This window comes from Phocaeicola coprocola DSM 17136 (assembly GCF_000154845.1).
Classification (GTDB): Bacteria; Bacteroidota; Bacteroidia; order Bacteroidales; family Bacteroidaceae; genus Phocaeicola; species Phocaeicola coprocola.
Genome location: NZ_DS981507.1, coordinates 51,453 through 71,699, shown reverse-complemented (window position 1 = coordinate 71,699; position 20,247 = coordinate 51,453). Strand labels below are relative to the sequence as shown.

The window sequence follows — 20,247 nt, the reverse complement described above, 5'->3', positions numbered from 1 at the left end:
GATATATATGAAAAAGTTAGATTTCAGGAATTTCAGCGTTCCCACCGGAATAACCCGTCAGACGAGGGAGGTTTTCGATGCACGTGAGCAGATAGCCGATTTGCTGTATACGCGTGTCAGTGGCATCAAGGCCCATCGGCTTGCGTTCAAGATTTTCGAGAGTACCGGCGAGACCGAGTTCAGCGATGAGGAAACCGGGATGATACACATGGCGGTGGAACGCTATTGTCTTCCCAATGTGATAGATGCCCTGAACGAAATCCTGGGCGGGTCAGAAACCGATAAAAACGAATGAGTATGGCAGAAATGACACAAGAAGAACTGGTTCAGGAAGTGCTGGACCGTGTACTCCAGAGTTCTACCGGCGTGGAGGACTTGGAGACCGTCACCTCGCTGAGCGGTGTGAAATCACTGCCCGGGGAGAAGGACGGCAAGATGGTGAACGTCCCCCTGGAACTGATAGGGAAGCCTGCGAGCGATGCCGCCGCCCGTGCCGAGGCTGCCGCCAAGAAAGCGGAAGGAGCCGTAGCCGGACTGGAGGAAAAGACCCAGGCCGCCACGGAAGCGGCCACCAAGGCCAACGAAGCGGCAGCCAAGGCAGAAAACGCCGCTGCCAAGGTGGAACAGACTACGGCAGCAGCCATCGGCGGGGCTACCGCACGCTTTTCCTCATGGATGGAAACAGGCAACGTTTTACCTGACAAGAGTACCAAACCGGGCGGCAGCGTAGTGTATGTAGCGGATGCCGGGAAGTTCGCCTACCACATGGACTCCACCCTGTACGGGGACTGGGATGTGGCGGGTGTGCCTCCTGCCGGCATATTCATGAATGCGGACCGGACAGCCATCCTGCCGGACAAGCTCTACCTGCTGGGTGATGCCGTATATACCGGAACAGGCGGCAGCCTGAGACTGCTGGCCTACCGGCATGAGGTGATGAGCGGGGAAGCTTACGAGGCGCTGCAGGACAAGGATGCGAATACGCTGTATCTGATTTATGAGGAGGATTGACGATGATAACCATAGGCGGTAAGGAAATAACGGCTGCGTATGTGGGGAAACGTGCCCTGTCGGCAGTCTATGCCGGGGCAAGACTGGTGTGGTCTGCGATAAGCAGCTGTTTCGGACTTGGATACTGGAAAGGCGACGAGCCGTGGAACGGATCGGACGCATGGAACGGTAGCAGTAAAACTGATAAATGAATGATTATTATAAAAGGACAGTATTATGGCAAAAAGGAAAATAAGCGGAATCATCAACGCGACTGAACATCCGATGAATCTTGAAACACCATGGAATCAGAAACAGCCGGACGGCACCTATCATGCCTATGCAGGCGATGACATCGAAGCGTTCCTGAAGAAGGAACTGTCAAACCGTACCCCTACCGAGGAACTGGTGAGCGGCGAGACGAAACCTCCTACATCCGGAACGGTGTTCGATGCGATGGTGGGTACGGTGACGGACGTGGATGTGCAGGACAGCGAGGACGGCACCCAGTACGTGATGACCGTCAAGCAGAAGGACAACCAGGGCGGCGAGAGCTCGAAGGAAGTGCGCTTTTCCAAGTACACGGACGATGACAAGGTGGTGGTGAACATCGACCTGACGGACAGCGGCGGTGCGGGACTTCCCGCCTCGCAGTATCTGGCACTGGGCAGCGGCTTTGTGGTGAAATACTCCGTAGGTGTGGGCACTGCCGGTGGCGGTACGGTGGACGGCTACAGCGACCTGAAAGCCCGCGTGATCGTGAAACGCGGTTCGACCGTCATCAGTGAGTTCCGGGATGCGGAGTTTGTGGGCGTTACAGCCGGACAGAGCTATACCTTTGACGCTTCGCCCTACCTGAAGGATGCCACTGCCTATACCGTACAGGTGGAAGCGCAGGCAACTTACCAGGACGGCACGCTGATGAAGACGGCCACGGCCAAGGTGACCATGGTGGCCATGGAGCTGGAGACCACCTACTCGGCGGGCAACGGGCTGGCCGACGGGGGATATAAAAATGACGTGAACATCCCCTTTACTGCCAAGGGCACGAGCGGTGAGAAGAACATCTACTACCGCGTGAACGGCGGACAGGCCTTTACCCTCGGTCTTTCGGCCGGCAGCGGTGTGCAGCAGAAGAACGTGACCATCCCCCTGACACAGATGCAGGAGGGTACGAACGTGGTGGAAGCCTACGCGCAGCATGAGAACTCCGGTGTGGTGAGCCGGGTGCATTACATTACGCTGCTGAAGGCAGGCGGAGGTGTGACAGCGTATGCCGGCCTGATGTTCAGCCACCGGGCAGCGGGGTTCCAGCGTGACTGGAAACACCCGGTGCTGGAGGCAGAGCAGTTCACGGCATGGAACTTCACGTATGCCGGCTATGACCGCGATGCGTATACGGCCCGTGTGAAAGTGACCGACCGGGGCAGCGTGGTGAAGGAAGACCTGCTGCAACGCGGTGAGACCGGCAGCTACGGACGGACGAACGTGAACGTGGAACCGTTGGACTACCGTGTGTCATGCGGCGATGCCGTGCTTGAGGTGCAGGTGAACACCACATCGCACCCGGACATTGAAGCCACGCTGGCACCGGATGCCGTGTGTACGTTTGACGCCTTCGGGCGAAGCAACACGGAAAACAACCCGGCAAGCTGGGTGAGCGGTGACAAGCGTATGGAGTTCCGGGACGTGCTGTGGAGCGTGAACGAATATGGTGCCGGTAGCGGCTGGCACAAGGACCGCCTGCTGCTGGCCGGTGGTGCAGGTATGACCCTGACCGCTGACGGCGGTTACCGCCCCTTCAACGAGGCGGACAAGCCCGAGGGATTTGCCATCCGTGACGTGGGCATGACGCTGGAGATAGAATACAGCACGGCCAACGTGACGGATACGGATGCCGAGCTGATCACCTGCCTGGGGCAGCTGGACAACGGCAACCGGTACGGGCTGATTGTGACTCCGGAAGAGGCCAAGTTCCTGACCGGTGTGGTGACCGAGGCGATGGATGCCGGACAGGTGCTGCGCTATGAAGACTCGGTGGGTACCAAGTTCCAGCCGGGTACGAATATCCGCATTACCTACGTGTTCTATCCGAACGTGCAGACCAACGAACAGCGCACGCTGATCGGTTTCTATGTGAACGGTGAAGAGTCGGCTGCTTCCAAGTGGCTCGACAAGGTGAATTTTGACATTCAGAGCCAGTTGGAATTTAAGTCGGCAGGTGCCGACTTGAACGTGAAGAGCGTGCGTATCTATAACAAGGCGCTGACCTCGGACGAGGTGCTGAACAACTACATCGTGGACCGCAACCACCTGGAGGATGCCGACGGGGAACCGGGCGTGCGCTCACTGGATGAGGACAACCGCGTGCTGAATGAAGGAGATACGGTGAGCATGGAGAAGCTGATGGGGCTGATGAAGAAGCGCCGGAACTCGATCCTGGTACTGATAGGCACGGGCAGCGTGGGCAGTGAGGTTCCGAGCGAGAGCGACACGCTGAACGTGGTGGATGCACTGGCCCAGCTGAACGACAAGAAGGCCAACAAACTGGTAAGGGAGGTCCGTTTCTATAACGGAGAGGACAGGACGCTTGACTTTATCCTTACCAACGTATATGTCCGTATTCAGGGTACTTCTTCCGTGAACTATGCCAGAAAGAACTTCCGTTTCTACTTCCAGAAGACGGCAAGCGGCTGGACGGTTACATTGAGCTACGGGGAGATTGACGGAAACGGCAGGCAGAAGAATCCGGTGGTAACTACCGGCAAAAAAAATCTCTTCAAGTTACGCAGGAACTCCGTAGGCGCGAAGCTGGCATGTTCCAAATGCGACTTCTCGGACTCGTCCATGACCACCAATACCGGAGGTGCGAAGCTTATCAATGACGGGCTGAAAGAAATGGGGCTGCTTACTCCTGCCCAGCGTTACGCCAAAGACCATGGGCTGGAGGATGATTACCGTTCGGCCATCGACGGCCTGCCGTGCGACCTGTTCGTAGCGAAGAGTGTCGACGAAGACCTGACCTATTACGGCCAGTACAACATGAACAACGAGAAGAGCGACAGCTACCCCATCTTCGGGCAGGATGAGACCATCGGCGGCGAGAAATGGGGCGAGGGCGACACGCTGAACTACCTGGAAGCCGACGAGGAAGGACACAAGCAGTACCTGCCTGTCTGCTTTGAAACGCTGAATAACTCGAATCCGCTGTGCCTGTTCCACTGGTTGCCGAGTACCGAACCGGAGCATAAGGATTTCATGGACTATAACTTTGACGGAGGACTGGAATTTAATCATCCGAAAGATACCTTCTGGACGGACGGAGGCGGTGACGCGGAGGAAGAACCGAACCTGAAAGACCACCTGGGTACGGATGACAAGTACGACCGTATGTACAAAGCCACCGACCGCATGATGAGCTTTGTCTACCGGTGTGTGAAGGAAACGACTGCGGGCAAGAATATGGTTTACAGTACGGAATCCCATTCGTTCGAGGGGGTGGACTATGAGGACGACGGCGACAAGTTCCCTACCGCCAAGTGGCAGAGCGATACGTTCAGGAAAGAGGCCGGGAAGTATTTCGACCTTCCCCACCTGATTGCCTACTATCTGTACGTGCAGTTCAACCTTGGCGTGGACCAGCTTGCGAAGAACATGCTTATCCGCACATGGGACGGTGTGAAATGGTCGATTGACTATTATGACGGCGACTGCCAGTTGGGTTCTGACAACAAGTCGTTCCTGACCGGGAAGTATGACGACAACCGCCAGACGAAGCGCGACGGGGCTTATGTGATGCAGGGTCATAACTCGTGGCTGTGGAACCTCATCGTGGCCAATTGCTGGGACATGATTGTGGAGATTATGGTGAGCGGATGGAACGGGGGCGCAAGCTTCATGAGTGCCTTCAGTATCCAGAAAGCCATTGACCATTTCGATACCGAACAGATGAAGAAGTGGTGCTCACGCCTCTATAACAAGTCCGGTATCTTCAAATACATCTACCCGTTCCTGAACGAAATGCCGGTAGGTGCTGACGGTGCCAAACAGACGTATCCGCAAATCTACGGTCTGAAGGGTTCGTTGAAAGCACACCGGAACTACTTCATCCAACGTCGCTACGATTTAAAACAGGTGGAATACGGCTATGTATCCACGCTTGGCGCCCAGTTCTACCAGTCCACGTCCTCGCTGGACAAGGCCTACACGCTGAAACCGATGCAGTACCGTCTGACCATTCCGTACCGTGTGCAGCTTTCCACCAGCAATGGCGTGCAGGCCGACAGCGGCGTGGTGGATGCGGACGTGCTCCACTCGTTGCAGCTGACCCGTGCCTTCGGTGAGAACGACCCGCTGAAGATTATCGGTGCAGCCAAAATCAAGGAGCTGGTTTGGCATGAGGATGCGTTCGCAATCGGCTTCAACTTCGGTCTGCTGACCTCACTGGTAAAACTCGACATGAGCGTGGAGAAAGCCAGCGGTTACCGGAATGGCTCGTTCATGGCTTCGACGAACGGCATGCTGCTTCTGGAAGAAGTGAACTTGCGGAACAACCGGCTGGCCCGGAACGGGGACAACGGCAATGTGGCTACTTTGGACTTGAGCTGGCAGGGCCGCCTGAAGAAACTGGACGTGAGGGGTACGGGGCTGACCCGTGTGAAACTGGCCACCGGTGCGCCCGTTGTGCAGTTATGCCTGCCGGACACGATTGAGGAACTGTTCCTGGAATATCTGACCAAGCTGTCCGACAGCGGCCTGATACTGGAAGGCATCAATAATGTGCGGGGCTACCGCTACACCAACTGCCCCGGCATCGACGGGTTCGCTATGCTGGAACGCCTGCACCAGGCCAGACTGAACGGCAGCGGCAAGCTGGAGCGCTTCGTGCTGGAGATAGACCGGGAAGACGACGGAACCCTGCTGAAGAAGTATTACGACTACGGAACGTATACGCAGACGGGTGCTGTGGATGACCGGCATTCGGGACTGAGGGGCAAGCTGACCCTGACGAAGTATCTGGCTGATGAGGAACTGGAGAAGTATGCCGCCCGTTATCCAGAACTGACCATCAAGCAGCCGCCCTATACGATGATCGAGTTTGACGACAGCGTGGCCGACGATGCCAATATTTCAAACCTGGACAACAAGACGGGATACAAGTTCGGGAATGCGTACAAAATGAGCGGGCATGTGAATGCTATCCTGTCCAAGCGCCACCGCGTATTGGCCAAAGTGACCAGGATGCCTACGAGCCGGAAGGTGGAGATGGCCGGGCAGCAGGTGGAGGTGAACAACCCGGACGGCGAAATGACCTATTTCCCCCTGCATGACGAAAGCTCGAACTTCTATGCCGATGCGGAGGACATGAACGACTGTACGGTGGCGAAGCTGGACGGCAGCGAGGGAGACTGGATGATGTATGAGCCGTTTTACTGGAGCAAAGGCATCAACGATTATTTGAACAACAAGAAGTACGCCTGCTACAGCAGCTACCCGGAGGACGAAATGCCCCCTGTCCCGGAGGCGACAGTACTGACGCTGGATGCCATTAAGGAAACGCAGGGCGGCTGGCTGGGTGAACGCAAGATTATGAGCGGAAAACCTACGTTGATGGAATCCTATACGACTGACAAGGCTTATTCGGTATGTAAGGTGGACGTATCCGGCTACAGACGTGTTCGATTCCCGAGCGTTCCAGGAACGGGACTTATAGGCAGCGTATTTGTGGATGATGCAGGAAATATCCTGAAGAGCCTTGTGGTGCCGACCATCGGCTTGAAATTTGAAGCCGGCATGTATCTGATAGCAGACGTTCCGGAACGTGCGACCGCTCTGCATTTCTCCATTCTGAACACGGCTGAGTTTGACTGCGTGGTACTGAGCAACAGCGACAAGATAGAGGACATGGAACCGGATTGGGTGGCCAATGAGGAGCATCTGTGTGCCGTAGTGGGCAGTTCAGTAGTGGGAAGCAAACTGCGTGCCTGCATCACCGGAGCTTCGACCACGGCAAGCATGACCTGGACGGACTTCCACTATTACAGCCAGCAGCGTGGCATGCAGCAGATAGATGCCCTGATGCACAGCCGCATCGCGAACCTGAGCTATGCAAAGTACGGGCGTAGGGACATGCAGGAACAATGCGGTGCCGGTCAGCATAACAATAACCGGACAACGGGTGGAACGGCCGACCATGGAATGACAGACACCATCGGCTATGACGAAGCGTATGTCATCAACAACAAAATCACGAATTCGCTGATTGACGGCCTGGTGCATCAGTATGCCTGGTATAAGAGCCGGGACGAATACGGACAGGCGACCGTGGTGCAGGTGAACAATATCTGCTGCCTGGGCTACGAGGACATCTACGGCAACAAGTATGACATGATGGACGGCGTGGATCTGCCGAATGACAGCGGCAACCAGGGCAAATGGCGCATCTGGATGCCTGACGGCAGTATCCGTATGGTACAGGGCAAGAAGGACAGCGGTCAGTGGATTACAGGCGTGGCGCACGGCAAGTATATGGACATGGTTCCGGTAGGTAATTTGAACGGATCATCTTCCACCTACTATACCGACATGTACTGGATAAGCACCGCTACAGTCCGTGTGGTCTATCGCGGGTGCAACTATGCGAGTGCGAATGGCGGTGTGTCGCATGCGTATGCGTATCACGATGCTTCGAGTACGGGTGCGAATGTCGGCTCGCGTCTGGCCTTCCGCGGCAAAATCGTCCGGGCGCAAAGCGTGGCAGCGTACAAGGCGATACGCGAGGTGGCGTAAGCGCAAAGCGCCAAAGCGTGGAGCGAAGCGACTAAAACGAAAGAACGGGATTCGGATGGTTTCCGAATTCCATTTAAAAGGTATTCAAATGCCGGCGAAGCCGGTCGAAAAAATAGAATTTTGAGGTATATGAAAAAGATTATCGCATTTTTAAAAATGAGTAACCGTTACAAGCATCTTATCGGTGGTTTGATGGTAGGTCTATTGGGATTTACTCCTTGGACGGCCTTTTATGCTGCGGCCATTGCAGCTTCCTGTCTGGAACTGAAAGATACTCTTCGGGGAAGTCCTTGGGACTGGATTGATTGGGGGCTCACCGTCGCGGGTGGCAGTATATCCGTTTTATTTTGGATGATAGTGTAATTCGTTTATCTGTTTTGCCTGTTAAATCAGTAACTTTGCAAGCGGTAGAGTTCCCCAATAGTCCGTGTGGTCTATCGCGGGTACAACAATGCGAATGCGAATGGCGGTGTGTCGAATGCGAATGCGAATAACGATGCTTCGAGTACGGGTGCGAATGTCGGCTCGCGTCTGGAAATCTAACAAATCGGCGTACAGCAGCGGGGACGTGTCCCCGAAGCGGTGCCGAGGGGAGCAAGCCACAGCAACAGCACCAGAAAAGGTGGAAAGCTGAAAAATCACGCGTCGGGTGGAGTTTGGTAGGCTGTTATCAGTTCGAAGAAGTCAGACCCGGGGAAAGGAAGGCCCTCATCTTCCATGTTTATTAACCAATAGCTTATGCGCAGGGAAGGATATATTATCGAGGAAATCATCGAATACTCCAATATGTCGGAGGCATTCGATTCGGTACTTCGCGGAACCGATCGTAAGAGGTCAAGGCAGGGACGATTCCTGCTTGCCCATAGGGAGAAGATTATCACCGAACTGACGGCTTCCATTGCGGACGGCTCATTCCGGCTGGGCGGCTACCATGAGAGGGAAATTGAAGAATACGGTAAAAAACGTATTTTGCAGATCCTGTCCATGAAAGACCGCATCGCTGTGTTTGCCATCATGAATGTGGTGGACCGCCACCTGCAAAAACGTTATATCCGGACAACCGGTGCAAGCATCAAAAGGCGCGGTACTCATGACCTGATGAACTGCATACGTACCGATTTGCAAAAAAATCCGGAAGGCACGCTTTACGCATACAAATTTGACATCCGGAGGTTTTATGACAATGCGCGGCAGGACTTTGTTATGTGGTGCTTCCGGAGGGTGTTCAAGGACAAAAGGCTGTTGGTCTTGTTGGAGCGGTTTGTTAAGCTGCTGCCGGAAGGTATCAGTTTCGGACTGCGCAGTTCACAAGGGGCAGGAAATCTGCTTCTGTCTGTATTTTTAGACCACTATCTGAAGGATAAGTACGGGGTTCGTTATTACTATCGCTATTGCGATGACGGACTGGTACTCGGTAAAACGAAAGCGGAATTGTGGAAGATTCGTGATGCTGTTCACGGGCAAATGGGAAAAATAGACTTGGAAATAAAGCCGAATGAACGGGTGTTCCCTGTGGAAGAAGGCATTGATTTCCTTGGCTATGTTATCCGTCCCGACTATGTAAGATTGCGGAAACGCATCAAACAGAAGTTTGCCCGGAAAATGCACGAGGTAAAATCGAGAAAAAGACGGCGGGAACTGATTGCCAGTTTCTACGGCATGACGAAGCACGCCGACTGTAATAAGTTGTTTAAAAAATTAACAGGCAAAGAAATGAGAAGTTTTAAAGACTTGAATGTCGCTTACAAGCCGGAAGACGGTAAAAAGCGATTCCCCGGAGTGGTGGTAAGCATCCGGGAACTGGTAAACTTACCCATTGTAGTGAAGGACTTTGAGACCGGTATCAAAACCGAGCAGGGAGAAGACCGCTGTATTGTGGCCATCGAAGTGAACGGCGAGGCAAAGAAGTTCTTCACCAACAGCGAGGAAATGAAGAATATTCTCGCACAAGTAAAGGAAATGCCGGATGGTTTCCCGTTTGAAACGACCATCAAGACAGAGACATTCGGCAAAGGTAGAACCAAATACGTGTTTACATGAGAAGAGTTGAAGGAAGTTCCGGGGTTTCGCTGATGGAATGCACGAACCCGGTTAAAGACAAATGGCGCATCCGATGGGATGTGCAGGAAAAAGAGAACGGCTCTGCCTCCTACATGGAAGAGGAGTTCGGGCATAAGCCTACTGATGAGGAAATCCACACATTGGTTATGTCCTGGTATAACAGCCAGACTGATGCGGCTATCCTATCCGGATTCGCCTATAATGGTGCCCATGTATGGCTTTCTGTGGAGAACCAGTACAACTATAAGGCAGCATACGATTTGGCCGTTCAGACGGGCGGAGAAACCCTGCCAGTGACGTTTAAGTTTGGTTCGGATGAACAACCGGAATACCATACTTTTACTCAGTTAGAAGAACTGAAAGATTTCTATACAAAAGCAGTAGGATTCATTCAGACAGTTCTGGCTGAAGGCTGGGAAAAAAAGGACAAGTTCAATTTGGAATTATATCGGATTGAGTGATTGACAATCCCTTCGGGGGAGGGATAAAAAAGCCCCCGGCCTGTTAATATAGACGCCAATCATTTATTAACACAAAACGCCACGAGAGTGCGCGACCGGGGGCAATGCCCTCTGCCGCACTCTCGTGGCGTTTTTACGCATTAAATAAATGATTGGCATTGCAAAAGTACAAAAATGATTGGATATGACATTGTTTGAAGCACTTAAATTTAACAGAGAACCGCTTGAAATGCTTATAAGTTTGGGCGGCAAGCAGGATGACCTTCGATTCATAGACTTATATACGGAGTATGAGGTCATGAAAAAACAAGGTGAAAAGACCACTTATGCAGTGGCGTTTTTGGCAAATAAATATTCGGTAAGCGAACGTAAGGTGTATGATGTTATCAAACGGTTTGGAAAGCACTGCACGCTCGGTGCAGTGTGATTGATGTGCCGGGGATGCCTTGTGTTGTCCGGTAGAGCTACCTTTGTACAACCAAAAATAAAGCTCATGAATAAGTATTACCAGACATTAGACAAGATACTCCAAACGGGCAAAATCCAGACCAATAGGAAAGGGCGTATCAAGTATCTATTAAACGAAAGGCTCATGCTAACCCCCGCTGATTTACTTGACATATTTGAAAGCCACGGGATAGCCAGGAAAAAGCTGAAAGAGGAATTGAAACTGTTTATGCAAGGAGTCCGGGATGTGGAAAAATACAAAGAGGCAGGGATTACCTGGTGGGATTATTGCGGCCATACCCTTGTAAACAGCTATCCAACTTACTTTGAAAAGCTTCCCCCCCTCATAACCAGGATTAACCGGGAAAAGCGCAACAGCAAGAATTATGTCCTGTTTCTTGGAGAAACCGGGGTGGAAAGCAACCAGGCACCCTGCCTGAGTCTTGTGCAGTTCCAAATTGATGAGGGAGAATTGGTGCTATCTGCATATCAGCGTAGTTCTGATGCGAACCTTGGGCTTCCGGCTGATATTTATCATCTTTATCTGATGGCAAGGCAGGTGGAGCTTCCCCTGAAGTCCATAACCCTTGACCTTGGAAATGTGCATATATATGAAAATAACATTGACCGGACTCTGGAACTGTTATCCGGAGTTGAAAACATTAAATTTGACTTGAACGTATGAAGAATATGAATTTATCTGCACCACTGCCATTTGTAGGCCAAAAAAGAATGTTTGCTAAAGAGTTTATTAAAGTTTTGGAACAGTTCCCTGAAGATACCGTGTTTGTGGACTTGTTTGGCGGTTCCGGACTTCTTTCGCATATAGCCAAAAGAAGCAAGCCCGATGCTACTGTTGTCTACAATGACTTCGACAACTACCGGTTCAGACTGAAAAATATCCCACAGACAAATAAACTGCTTGCCGATATTAGGGAGCTGGTGGGTAATTCGATACCCAAACATAAACCAATTAAAGGGGAACTTAGAGAACGCATTTTTAAACGTATCGAGGAAGAAGAACTAAATGTTGGGTACGTGGATTTTATAACCTTATCATCCTCACTTATGTTCTCCATGAAGTATAAATTGTCTGTAGCCGAAATGCGCAAGGAAGTCCTTTATAACAACATTCGCAAGACCGGTTATCCGGAGTCTTCTGACTACTTAAAAGGGCTTGAAATTGTATCATGCGACTACAAAGCAGTATTCAACCAATATAAGGATGTTCCCGGAGTCGTCTTTTTAATTGATCCGCCTTATCTTTCCACTGATGTTGGTACGTACAATATGTATTGGCGCTTGTCTGATTATTTGGATGTTTTAAAGATACTCGAAAAGCATTCCTTCGTTTATTTCACATCCAATAAATCCTCCATACTTGAACTGTGTGAATGGATTGGAGCAAACAAAACCATTGGCAATCCTTTTGAGGGTTGTACAAAAAAGGAATTCAATGCCCACATGAATTATTCTGCCGAATATACAGACATGATGCTGTATAAGAAACAGGAAAAATTAGTTCATAAAACAGCTGCTTAGCACTGAACAAAGATACAATTTTTCAAGTAGAAGGCCAAACTTTTGAGCCTTATTTTAATGCCGTTATAAAGCCATTTTTTATGAAATTATAAAGCCGAAACAGAGGTCATTACAAAACTTTTGTTTCGGCTTTTTGAGTGTTGCGCGCTTTCCTTTTTTGAACGCTTCGTTTTGTCCTTTTCCCTGAAAATCGAACGCTTCGTTTCGGATTCTGCGGAAATTTGGATTTGCGGATTATAGTAGTGCTGGAAGTAAAATAAGTGGCTTTTTAATACAAAAATTAGAACCATATTCTCACATTTCACGTATGCGAAGAATATGGTTCTTGTTAGATAGCTACATTGTGTTCAGTATTACACTGTAAGAATGTCTTTACTTGTTGCTCAATGCATTATCAATCAGTGTGATTAAATTTTGATAATGACCTTTGGCTGTGCCGCTTGTCATACTGGCTGCACTGGTGGCCAGACGTTTCAATTCTGTGAGTTGTCCATGTGCGATGGCCGGAGCTTCTGAGTAGGCCGGACGCTTTCCTGATGCATTCTTATCAGCATTTCCTTTCTTATCCAGCAGATTGATCAGATTTTCTACATATGCTTTCTGCATGTTTCGTTTGTATATATCCGATTGTCCCAGATTGCTCCAGATAACTTTCTTCAGGTCGTTAAACATCTGAGCAGATGTATATGCTTTTTTGCCATTCAGAATTTCGTTTTCACTCATCTTGTCGAGTGTGTTCTTGTTGATGAGTCGTGCCAGGACACCCGACTGAAGTGAACAGATTACGTTCACTGGGAGTATTTTAGCTTTTTCCATCAACTGACGATCAATAAGCCATTCAGGAGTTGTGAACAATTGTTCATTCAGAAAAGCAATAGCCCGTTTCTGGATATTGGCAGGAACAAATTCACGTGCTATTTCATCTGTCTGTTCTACAGTGATAGAATTGCTGTAAATTCCTGCTACGTTTTTAGTTACGTGGCCTAAATAACGGTTGAATTGAGAAACTACTCCGCTATATATTTCTCCAGCTCCCGCATATGATTTGTTAGGTTCGTACGACCATGTTAGAATTTGAGGTACGATTCGCTTCAGATTTTTGATTCCATATAGGCTGGCCAGCATAGAGTCGTCACCGAGGTCTTCACTCTGATTGCGTGGATCATTAGGGTCAGATTCCGTACCGAAGGTGTAACGCACGTCTGTTTTCAGCTTTTCGATAATAGACTGGTTAGAAAATGCAACTTCATCTTCCGGTGTCTGGAATTGTGGCAACCATCGGTAGCCCCATTCTATCGACCATTTGTCGTATATACCGATGCGAGGGAAGATTCCGGCACGTGTAATACCGTCTTCAGGTTGTGCTACATAGTTAAAGCGGGCGTAATCCATGATGGATGGTGTGTGACCATTGGCTTCTACCCATGCTTTGTCACGTAGTTTTTCAACTGGTACGGTGTGTGAAGATCCGAAGTTGTGTCGGAGTCCTAATGTATGTCCTACTTCATGAGAAGATACAAACCGGATAAGTTGTCCCATCAGTTCATCGTCGAGTTGCATTTTGCGTGCTGCTTCATCGATTGTACCTGCCTGAATCATATACCAGTCGCGCAATAGGCTCATGACGTTATGATACCAGTTGATATGAGTTTCCAGAATTTCTCCTGTACGAGGGTCGTTGATGTGCGGACCACTTGCATTAGGAATATCTGAAGGTTTGTAGACTATGGCTGAGTGACGTGCATCTTCCAGGCTCCATGAAGGATCATCAGTAGGAGCTTCCAGTGCATAAATGGCATTCTTGAATCCAGCCTTTTCGAAGGCAACCTGCCAGTCGTTTACTCCTTGTATCAGATACGGAACCCATTTCTTGGGAGTTGCCGGATCGATGTAAATGATAATTGGCTTTTTAGGTTCTACAAGCTCTCCACGCAGATAGGCTGCTTCGTCCTTAGGCTCCAGACGCCATCGCGTAATAAGTTTCTTGTATTCGATACCTTGTGGGTTGCTGTCGAAATCGGTATAACCAACGGTGAAGTAGCCTACACGCGGATCGAACAGTCTGGCTTTCATCGGTACTTCGGGAAGCAGAACCATTGAACTGTTCAGTTCGTAAGTCAGTGGTATACGCGGACTTCCGGTTTCCGGAAATCCTACATTGCTCATACCTTTTTTACTTTGGTAAGTGACCGTAGTAGAAATCTCAATATTCTTTGGAAATGCTTTCAGAGTATCGATGTAAGTTCCTTCACCTACCATGTTCAATAATCCGATATATTCCTTGCTGTCAGCATCGAAAGAGAATAAAGGATTTTCTTTTTGCAGGAAAACACTTACATTGATTACATAATTTCTGGTAAGTGAATCTTTCTTTATTGTTTCTATTCCGAAGTTGGCTACGATAGGCTGTGTATTTGAATTGCGTACAGACTGGAACATTCCGTCCTTGTTTTCCGAGCGTTCACGATAAGAATATTCACGTACAAGGATGCGCTTGTTGTCTTTGTTCTCGAAACGGATTACTTTGCTTCCCAGAATATCTCCCGGATAACCTACGCGAGATTTCTGGCGAGAAGTAGGAGCCTTGCTGATTCGGTTTACAATCAGGATATCACGATTCAGCATAGAATCTGGTATCTCAAAGAAGTAATTATTGTCAACCTTGTGTACTGTCAGAAAACCGAATGAACTTTTGGCTTTTGGTGTAATGACTTGCGCGTAAGGCTTTAGTCCGTTTATATTTTGCTTGACAGGAGCTGCTTTAACTTCTGTTTGTGCTTTCTTTTTCTTCCTCTCAAAGATTTTAGCTTCTACATGGGTTGTTGCTCCCAGCAGCAGAAGAGTTGCAAGAGAAAGAATGTGAAATTTGTATGATTTCATGTCTATTGCTGGTTATAAAGTTTTTTTTCTGCAATGATGCGATAAACTTCCGGATGCAGGAAATATCGTATATCTCTACCTTCGCTGATTGCTTGCCGGATAAAAGTTGAACTGATCTCCAGCTGGGGAGTATCCACAACTTTTACATGAGGTGGAAGCGGGCCTGTCTGTATCTTGTAGCCTGGACGTGGATATACAATAATACTATGTTTGCGGATAATCTCTTCGGGTGACTTCCATCGGTCGAATGCTGCCCAGTTGTCCGCTCCGATAATAAGTGTAAACTCTCTGTCCGGATAGGCTTCTGCCAGCCGGTTCAGTGTATCAACTGTATAGGAAGGGCGGGGAAGGGTGAATTCAAAGTCGGAAGCACAAAAACGAGGATAGCCGGAAACTGCAGCTTTTACCATTTCCAGCCGTATCTTATCGTCGAGTAACTCCACATTTTGTTTAAATGGATTTTGAGGAGATACCAGAAACCATATTTCATCCAGCCCACCATACTCACACAGATAGTTTGCCAGAGCTAGATGACCGATGTGAATCGGATTGAATGTTCCTCCGAATATTCCTGTCTTTACAGGCATTTTTTCCATTTTAGATAGTTTACGACCTGCCAGCCGGCAACGATAAGCATTGCTGCTGCAATAATATACTCTTTCATGGCAACTGCAACTACGGCTACTGCCAGTGCAACGAGTCCGATGATGATACTGACTATCATCATGCTTCTTAATAGTTTCTTAGGATCTTTGGCCATAAATGGATAAGTTATTTTTTCAAGAAATCACTGATGACTTTCAAGGCATCGGCTTTTGCTGTATCCAAGTCATCGTTTATTATTACTACATCGAATTTGTCGGCGTAACTTAATTCGAATTCAGCTTTGGCTATTCGGCTTTCAATCACTTCGGGAGCATCTGTTCCTCGTCCGTTCAGACGCTTGCGCAACTCTTCTACCGAAGGTGGCTGGATGAATACCGACAGCGCGCGTTCGCCGTAGAATTTCTTGATATTGCATCCACCTACAACATCTACATCGAATATAACATTCTGACCGGCCTCCAGTTGTTTTTCTACCTGTGCTTTCAGTGTGCCGTAGAAACGGTCGGTATATACTTCTTCGTATTCTAAAAACTCGTTGTTGGCTATGCGTTGTTTGAATTCTTCAGGCGTAAGAAAAAAATATTCCACTCCGTTTTGTTCTGTTCCGCGGGGTGGGCGACTGGTAGCTGAAATAGAAAAAGCCAGATTCAGGTTTTGTGTAAGCAGGTAGTTGATGATAGTTGATTTACCTGAACCTGATGGCGCAGAAAAAATAATCAGTTTTCCCATAACTTTGAGTAAAAACACGAAGAGCGAAACAAGAAGAAACCTCTTGATGAGTGATTTCCTCTTCTTTCGCCCTTCAGCTTGTTAATATTACATTACATTTAAAACTTGTTCTTTGATTTGTTCCAGTTCATCTTTCATCTGGACTACGATGTTTTGCATTTCGGCATGATTTGACTTGCTGCCTGTTGTATTGATTTCACGACCCATTTCCTGAGCGATGAATCCCAGCTTCTTACCTTGCCCGTGTCCACCAGCCATTGTTTCGCGGAAATATTTCAAGTGGTTGGCAAGACGTTGCTTTTCTTCGTTGATATCCAGTTTTTCGATATAGTATATCAGTTCCTGTTCCAGACGGTTTTTGTCATAGTCTACACTGATGGTCTTTTCCAAGGCATCGGTGATACGCTCGCGTATTTTTGCCACACGCTCTTTTTCGAAAGGTTCGATTGATTTGAGCAGGCGTTCTATATTGTCTACCTTTTCGGTAAATTTCTTTTCCAGTGCAGCTCCTTCCTGTTTCCGGAAATCAACCAAATGCTGCAATGCTTCTTCTATAGCTTTGCTTGCAACTTCCCATTCTTCGTCTGACAGCTCTTGAATATCTACGCGAGTCAGTACGTCCGGCATGCGGAGCAAAGTTGCAAACCAGTCTTCGGGAACAGGAATGTGACAGTTGTCCGAGATTGTCTTTATCTGATTATAGTAATTCTCTACCAGTGCAGCATTGATGGGAGTAGCCGTTTCGGCCGCATCTTTCTCAATCCATATGCTGAAGTCCACTTTTCCTCGTTCCAACGTTTTGGTAATAAGGTTGCGGATTTCCATTTCTTTTTCACGATACAGTGGGGCAATGCGTGTAGACAAGTCCATTGCCTTACTGTTCAATGATTTTATTTCTACGTTGATTTTTTTATCTCCGAATGTGGCAGTTGCTTTGCCGTATCCGGTCATTGATTGTATCATAATATTCTGTTTTTTTATCGTGCAAAGGTAGGAAAAAGCTGTGAATCCGGAAAGTAGAGAGAAGCTTTTTCTCTGACAGACTGAAGACTTCGCAGAGCTGCGTAAAAAAGATGCTGATATTTTGTCTAAAAACATGCTGATGTTTTAAAAAGATATGCTGATATTTTGCTGCATACTGAATTTAGCTGTCAGCTTCTGATTTACCCCCTGATTACGTTGGCAGGTTAAATATAAAACTGAAGTTTCCCACCCCCTCATATCAGCTATTTGAGTAATAGCTCCCTTCGGTGGGTGGTCTAAAAACCAAATGTTTTCCGAACGATTTAACGCACGCCTAAAAAATGTTTAGTCCAAATCGGGCATGGCATAATCGTCCGAATCGCACAGAAAATGTGCCCAGACCTTTGTGGAGAAGTCTGCCATTTGCCGTGCGGCTACAGTTGATAGGCATGTCAACAGATCCACTCCTGCTTCACGCGACAAAACTTCCAACAGATGCCTGACTTCTTCCAAAGTTCTGCTCCACAGGGTGAGCACTTGCAGCCGGTCACGCTCCGAGCGGAATAGTGCTCCCAGGGTTTCGTATTCTGAAAAGCGTTTGGCCAAGGAGAGCATCTGATACATCATGAAACACAAGGTGGTTTCTGCAATCTGAGCGTTGTAGCTCCGACTCTGACATTTTCCCAGTCCAAGATAACCGCGGCATTCCTTGAATATGACCTCTATGCCCCAGCGTCTTTCGTAAAGTTCAAAGGCTCTGACGAAGTTCATGGAAGTATCTGTAGTAAGCAACACTTTCCAATGGGTGCTTCGCCCGTATTTGATGATGAAGATGCGTATGGGCTGTTCGCCCGGTTTTGCATGAAGCTGAATGTATTTTCACTTGTACTTTCGGCAATAGCATGAAGTTGTACGTTCATACCTTACAATCTGTTCATGGATGTTTTGGGGACGTTTGGACTTGCTTGTCTGATAACGCAACTTGGGGTTCATCTTGGCCAAACCAATATAGTGCACTGAACCACCGCATAGCTCGCGGACTGCCTGTATGAGCGATTCGCATGTAAACCAACTGTCAGCAAGCACATACTTGAAGTTGATACCATGCCCCACGGCATGACAGAGCATGCGTCTGACCATTTCGAGCCTGCTCTCATCACATTCCGCCTTGCGTGCATAGTCCGGATTTTTTGCGTTCCGCTTTTCCTTGAACTGCTCCTTCCGCTGTTTTAAGGTCAAGCCGTAATCCTTCTTCTTTCCTTTTTCACGATGAAGGGAGAAGTCTATGGGATAGCAGCTTTTCCCGTCAGAGAGAGCCGGTGTCAGGCATTTCATTCCATAAATGAAATTGTGGGTGACATGGTCGAACACCTTGCTGACTCCTTCGATTCGAATGCCGCTCTTCTGAAAGGTTGTATCATCAAGGATGGCACAAGTGTCATGCTCGTCGGTATCCACCTGATGCTCCCGGAGAATGGCATGGAAGCGAAGGGTAATTTTGGTAAGAAGCATTCGCCAGTCGATGCGGGCGTTCAAAAGTGCGCGATACAGCGTGTTCTTTGACACGGCGCAAAGTCCATGAAAATGATTGGAAGTGGCACTTGCAATCGTCTTTCCCCACAGGCGCATGATGAGGAGCGAGATGAAGAGGGAGGCCAAGGTATAGCCTTGAGCCTTCTCGAATTTGAGATTCCGAACGATTTTACCGATTCCCAATGCCTTCATGACGGCTAAAAGTTGCTCTTGGGCTTGTTCTTTAACGGATAAAACCTTGGTAAGTTCGTTCAAATTACCTATTTTTGCATCTATAACAGTATTCTTGTTTTCCATTGTAAATCAGTCGATTGAGCACCTCTAATTTACGAAGAAAATTTGAATTATTGTTACTTCCCACCCTCTTTATTGGGGGTGGGAAACTTTAGTAAATGTTGTAGAACTTGCATAAAATGTGCTGGTGAAAATTTGAGAATAGGGCGTTTTGCTAACAGGTCCTAAAAAACACTGGTTTATTGAGAAGTGAGTGCAAATAAAAGTGTATATTTGCACTCTATATAATAAGGAATTAATTTATGTCGTGCATTTTACATATTGAAACTTCAACGGAGGTATGTTCTGTTTCTGTAAGTCAGGATGGAACTTCTATCTTTTCGAAAGAGGACTTTAAGGGTCCGTCACATGCTGTCGTATTAGGTGTTTTTGTGGATGAGGCTTTATCTTTTATAGACAATCATGCCATACCATTGGATGCTGTAGCCGTAAGTTGTGGTCCGGGTTCGTATACAGGGCTTCGTATTGGTGTGTCTATGGCAAAAGGAATTTGTTACGGACGTAATATTCCGCTGATTGGAATTCCTACTCCGGAAGTAATGGCTGTTCCTGTTCTATTGTTCGAAGATTTGCCGGAAGATGCATTGTTGTGTCCGATGATAGATGCCCGCCGTATGGAAGTATATGCAGCTATATATGATCGTGCTTTGAATGTAAAGCGTGAAATTGGAGCTGATATTATTGATGAAAATTCCTATGCCGGGTTTTTGGCAGAACATCCGGTTTATTTCTTTGGAAACGGAGCTGCCAAGTGTCGTGAAAAAATAACTCATCCTAATGCACATTTTATCGAAAATATTCATCCGCTGGCTAAATGGATGTTCCCTCTTGCCGAAAAAGCAATGGCAAAGGAAGACTTCAAGGATGTGGCTTATTTTGAACCTTTCTATTTGAAAGAGTTTGTCGCTTCTACTCCGAAGAAATTTTTGTAAGAATCTAAAAACGAAGAATT

18 protein-coding genes are annotated in these 20,247 nt (G+C 48.2%); 11 read left to right on the top strand and 7 right to left on the bottom strand.

Annotation, left to right across the window (positions count from 1 at the left end):
• Positions 1-7 precede the first annotated feature (7 nt).
• From BACCOP_RS16805 to BACCOP_RS16760, 10 genes are all read left to right on the top strand, one after another.
• Positions 8-295: a hypothetical protein gene (locus BACCOP_RS16805; RefSeq protein ID WP_005798244.1), complete on the top strand. Its 288-nt coding sequence runs from the start codon at positions 8-10 to the stop codon at positions 293-295.
• Entirely contained in the window at positions 292-1,011 is a 720-nt protein-coding gene (locus tag BACCOP_RS16800; protein WP_007571287.1) for a hypothetical protein, read from the top strand. The genes BACCOP_RS16805 and BACCOP_RS16800 overlap by 4 nt, the downstream gene beginning before the upstream one ends.
• Before the next feature lie 2 nt (positions 1,012-1,013).
• Positions 1,014-1,202 (top strand): hypothetical protein, encoded by a 189-nt coding sequence (locus tag BACCOP_RS16795; RefSeq protein WP_007562482.1) that lies wholly within the window; start codon positions 1,014-1,016, stop codon positions 1,200-1,202.
• A gap of 25 nt (positions 1,203-1,227) precedes the next feature.
• On the top strand, positions 1,228-7,779 hold the full coding sequence (locus BACCOP_RS16790) for a hypothetical protein (protein WP_007571284.1): 6,552 nt from the start codon (positions 1,228-1,230) through the stop codon (positions 7,777-7,779).
• Positions 7,780-7,908: 129 nt separating this feature from the next.
• The gene (locus BACCOP_RS16785; RefSeq protein WP_007562474.1) at positions 7,909-8,142 is read left to right on the top strand and encodes a hypothetical protein; all 234 of its coding nucleotides are present in this window, start codon (positions 7,909-7,911) and stop codon (positions 8,140-8,142) included.
• Positions 8,143-8,517: 375 nt separating this feature from the next.
• Positions 8,518-9,819 carry a reverse transcriptase domain-containing protein gene (locus BACCOP_RS16780; RefSeq protein ID WP_007562471.1) on the top strand — a complete coding sequence of 434 codons (1,302 nt, stop codon included), beginning with the start codon at positions 8,518-8,520 and terminating at the stop codon, positions 9,817-9,819.
• Positions 9,816-10,301, top strand: coding sequence for a DUF4376 domain-containing protein (locus BACCOP_RS16775; RefSeq protein WP_007562469.1), 486 nt, complete (start codon positions 9,816-9,818; stop codon positions 10,299-10,301). The genes BACCOP_RS16780 and BACCOP_RS16775 overlap by 4 nt, the downstream gene beginning before the upstream one ends.
• Positions 10,302-10,485: 184 nt before the next feature.
• Positions 10,486-10,728 carry a hypothetical protein gene (locus tag BACCOP_RS16770; protein ID WP_007562467.1) on the top strand — a complete coding sequence of 81 codons (243 nt, stop codon included), beginning with the start codon at positions 10,486-10,488 and terminating at the stop codon, positions 10,726-10,728.
• Between the two features lie 66 nt (positions 10,729-10,794).
• Complete coding sequence (locus BACCOP_RS16765; protein ID WP_007562465.1) at positions 10,795-11,433, top strand: thymidylate synthase; 639 nt, start codon at positions 10,795-10,797, stop codon at positions 11,431-11,433.
• Positions 11,430-12,290 (top strand): DNA adenine methylase, encoded by an 861-nt coding sequence (locus BACCOP_RS16760; protein WP_007562461.1) that lies wholly within the window; start codon positions 11,430-11,432, stop codon positions 12,288-12,290. Before BACCOP_RS16765 ends, BACCOP_RS16760 begins: the two co-directional genes overlap by 4 nt.
• A gap of 372 nt (positions 12,291-12,662) precedes the next feature.
• On the opposite strand, the gene BACCOP_RS16755 is transcribed toward BACCOP_RS16760, so the two are convergent.
• From BACCOP_RS16755 to BACCOP_RS16730, 7 genes are all read right to left on the bottom strand, one after another.
• Positions 12,663-15,170 (bottom strand): zinc-dependent metalloprotease, encoded by a 2,508-nt coding sequence (locus BACCOP_RS16755; protein ID WP_007571279.1) that lies wholly within the window; start codon positions 15,168-15,170, stop codon positions 12,663-12,665.
• Positions 15,171-15,172: 2 nt separating this feature from the next.
• Positions 15,173-15,766, bottom strand: a complete 594-nt coding sequence (gene nadD / locus BACCOP_RS16750; protein ID WP_007571277.1) for a nicotinate (nicotinamide) nucleotide adenylyltransferase — start codon at positions 15,764-15,766, stop codon at positions 15,173-15,175.
• Positions 15,748-15,930, bottom strand: a complete 183-nt coding sequence (locus BACCOP_RS16745) for a hypothetical protein (RefSeq protein WP_007571275.1) — start codon at positions 15,928-15,930, stop codon at positions 15,748-15,750. Before BACCOP_RS16745 ends, nadD begins: the two co-directional genes overlap by 19 nt.
• 11 nt (positions 15,931-15,941) lie before the next feature.
• Entirely contained in the window at positions 15,942-16,505 is a 564-nt protein-coding gene (gene gmk, locus BACCOP_RS16740; protein ID WP_007571273.1) for a guanylate kinase, read from the bottom strand.
• Between the two features lie 87 nt (positions 16,506-16,592).
• Entirely contained in the window at positions 16,593-17,468 is an 876-nt protein-coding gene (locus BACCOP_RS16735) for a YicC/YloC family endoribonuclease (protein WP_007571271.1), read from the bottom strand.
• A 345-nt stretch (positions 17,469-17,813) separates the two neighbouring features.
• Positions 17,814-18,293 (bottom strand): transposase, encoded by a 480-nt coding sequence (locus BACCOP_RS19320; RefSeq protein WP_227994781.1) that lies wholly within the window; start codon positions 18,291-18,293, stop codon positions 17,814-17,816.
• A gap of 54 nt (positions 18,294-18,347) precedes the next feature.
• On the bottom strand, positions 18,348-19,298 hold the full coding sequence (locus tag BACCOP_RS16730) for a transposase (protein WP_007571267.1): 951 nt from the start codon (positions 19,296-19,298) through the stop codon (positions 18,348-18,350).
• A gap of 239 nt (positions 19,299-19,537) precedes the next feature.
• Between BACCOP_RS16730 and tsaB the strand changes: the two genes are divergently transcribed.
• Positions 19,538-20,227, top strand: coding sequence for a tRNA (adenosine(37)-N6)-threonylcarbamoyltransferase complex dimerization subunit type 1 TsaB (gene tsaB / locus BACCOP_RS16725; protein WP_007571265.1), 690 nt, complete (start codon positions 19,538-19,540; stop codon positions 20,225-20,227).
• Positions 20,228-20,247 lie beyond the last annotated feature (20 nt).